Origin of the sequence: Streptomyces sp. N35, assembly GCF_016464295.1 — a bacterium.
In the GTDB taxonomy this organism is placed as follows: Bacteria; Actinomycetota; Actinomycetes; order Streptomycetales; family Streptomycetaceae; genus Streptomyces.
The window spans coordinates 1-2154 of record NZ_JAEIMH010000189.1 but is presented as its reverse complement, the minus strand read 5'-3'; the positions used below and the strand labels follow the sequence as shown (position 1 = coordinate 2154).

The following is a 2154-nucleotide window of genomic DNA, read 5'->3' as shown; positions in this document are numbered from 1 at the left end:
CCAAGCTCCACGTCCCCCACACCTGAACGGACACACGCCCTTGAACACCACCCCGTACGGGACCGCCGTCCTCGAACGCGCCCTCAAGACCTTCGCCCAGGCCCTGCTCGCCGTCCTCGGTGCAGGCAGCTTCGGCCTCCTCGACGCCCCCTGGCTCCCTGCCCTCTCCACCGCCGGGATGGCCGCAGTTCTGTCCGTGCTCACCTCGATAGCCGGTGCAGGCTTCGGTCCGGACGGGCCTGGACTCGTCGAGCGCCTCCCCACGGTCCGAAAGGACACGAGCCCGGCGGCTGGCGAGTGACCCGACACCTCGAAGGTCTCGTCCTCGTCGGCGGAGCCACCGCAGCGGCCGGCGGGGTTGGCGCTCTGCTGTGGCGCGTGCTCCGCAGCGTTGCCCGCCTCGTCACCGGCGGCGAACGCTTCCTCGAGGAATGGAACGGAACCGAAGACCAGCCCAGCGTCATCCAACGCCTGGACAACAACGACGCCCGCCTGGCCCGCATCGAGCACGAACTGTTCCCCAACAGCGGCAGCTCACTACGCGATGCCGTCGACCGCCTCGAGCAGCACCACACCGCCCGCCCGCGCCGGCGCATCCCCCGCCCCCGTGCCTCCCGCGCCCGGGCGGGCGCCCCCCCCCCCCCCGTCCCCCCCCCCGCACCGCCCCAAAAGGTGACAGCGACCCCCCCGGCCCCCTGACCGCCCACACGGGCCGTCAGGGGGCGATTTCGCGTGAGTCGGGCGCGTCCAGGTCATCCTCTGGGGCGTTATGCCGGGGGGACTGAGTACCGCTCAACGCTTGCCCGCCCGGTAGATCGGTCCAGTAGGCGCAGCTCCCACGGCCCGGTGTTGACGTCGAAGTCCTTGCCGAAGCCGACCCACTTACCGGCCATGCGTCGTCCGGTCGGTTCGACCAGCAGCTGGATCGCGCCGTGGTATCGGGCACCCTGGTAGTACCCGTCAGTCGCAGTCTGCTCGGTCCACGTACCCGTGACCACGTTCCGGTCAAGGGTGAGATCCAGGGACAGGGGGCTGTCCGGGTTTGTCGATGCTCCAGGCAGGCTCTGCGCCGTCAGCCGATTGTCACGCTGGACCAGGAGCACGTGGTGCTTGCAGTCGAACGCTTCGTCCCGGCTGGACGAGTAGAACTCATATCGAGAGAGCCAGATGCCGGAGTACTCGCTTGCCAGCTCCGGCGCGGCGGCCGCCGCGGCCTCAGCGGAGCCGACTTCACCAGACTCCATGTCGTGTCCTCCTGTGCCGTCGTCGCGAACCCTGGCCATGGGGATGGCGAGGGAGAACCCCAGCGCCTCGACGGGGCGGCCGGTCGCCTTCTCCAGCGCTCGCGCGTAGGCAGGGCGGCAGGTCCGGGTCTGGCCGGACTCCCACCGCTGCACCAGGCGCTTGCTGGCATCGTTGGGTTCCCCGAGTGCGTCACCGGCGCGCCGGATGGCTTGGGCGAACTCGTCTTGACTCAACCGCATGCCGATACGGACCGCGCGCAGTACGTCGTTGGGTACCACTGCTGTCGTCGTCATGATCCGAGGCTAGAACTCCCGCAGCCGAAATGACACCGGTTTGACGCCCACTGGACGCCGCGTACGACGTCGCCATGGTCAGCCCCCGCCTTGAACCATGACCACATGGACACACAGCCCTGTCAGACCCGCCGCGGTGAGTACGTCACTTACTGCGCGAGCGGGGAAACCTGCCCCGACTGCAACAAGCCGATCAAGACCCTGGAACGTGTCTGGCGCTGCACACAGCAACGCCCCACCGGCCCTGCTCGCGTCGTCTACCGGCACTATGACGACTGCAGAACCATCTAGGGGACAGCTAACCGCCCTGTATCCCCAGGTCAGGGGGCACAGGGCGGTCTCATTCTCGGGGGATTTCTGGGGGATCTGGAGATGTCAGAAGCCGCCCTGGGGGACGTTTGGGGGGTGCGGGCACGATCCATGTGAAATTCCGTGAAAGGCGTTGCCGTCCATCAGGGAGCTTCACGCGCAGGCTTGTTGACCGTTGGTCTAGCAACGTGTGAGTCTTTCAAATGCCCTAGTCGCAGGCGTAGTTGGGAGCTCGACGTGTCGACGTACGACCGCTATATCCAGCCCCCCGCGGAGCCCATCTGGCAGGTCCCCGCGACGGGTGCGG

At 67.9% G+C, this 2154-nt stretch carries 4 protein-coding genes; 3 read left to right on the top strand and 1 reads right to left on the bottom strand.

The features are described from left to right. A partial coding sequence (locus JAO81_RS41775; RefSeq protein ID WP_307814249.1) for a holin occupies positions 1–301 on the top strand: 301 nt, incomplete at its 5' end. A 77-nt stretch (positions 302–378) separates the two neighbouring features. Beyond that, positions 379–699: a hypothetical protein gene (locus JAO81_RS41770; RefSeq protein ID WP_199553233.1), complete on the top strand. Its 321-nt coding sequence runs from the start codon at positions 379–381 to the stop codon at positions 697–699. A gap of 68 nt (positions 700–767) precedes the next feature. Here JAO81_RS41770 and JAO81_RS41765 read toward each other — a convergent pair whose 3' ends face one another. Beyond that, positions 768–1538 carry a DNA-binding transcriptional regulator gene (locus tag JAO81_RS41765; RefSeq protein ID WP_199553232.1) on the bottom strand — a complete coding sequence of 257 codons (771 nt, stop codon included), beginning with the start codon at positions 1536–1538 and terminating at the stop codon, positions 768–770. A gap of 105 nt (positions 1539–1643) precedes the next feature. Between JAO81_RS41765 and JAO81_RS41760 the strand changes: the two genes are divergently transcribed. Then, the gene (locus JAO81_RS41760; RefSeq protein ID WP_199553231.1) at positions 1644–1829 is read left to right on the top strand and encodes a hypothetical protein; all 186 of its coding nucleotides are present in this window, start codon (positions 1644–1646) and stop codon (positions 1827–1829) included. Positions 1830–2154 lie beyond the last annotated feature (325 nt).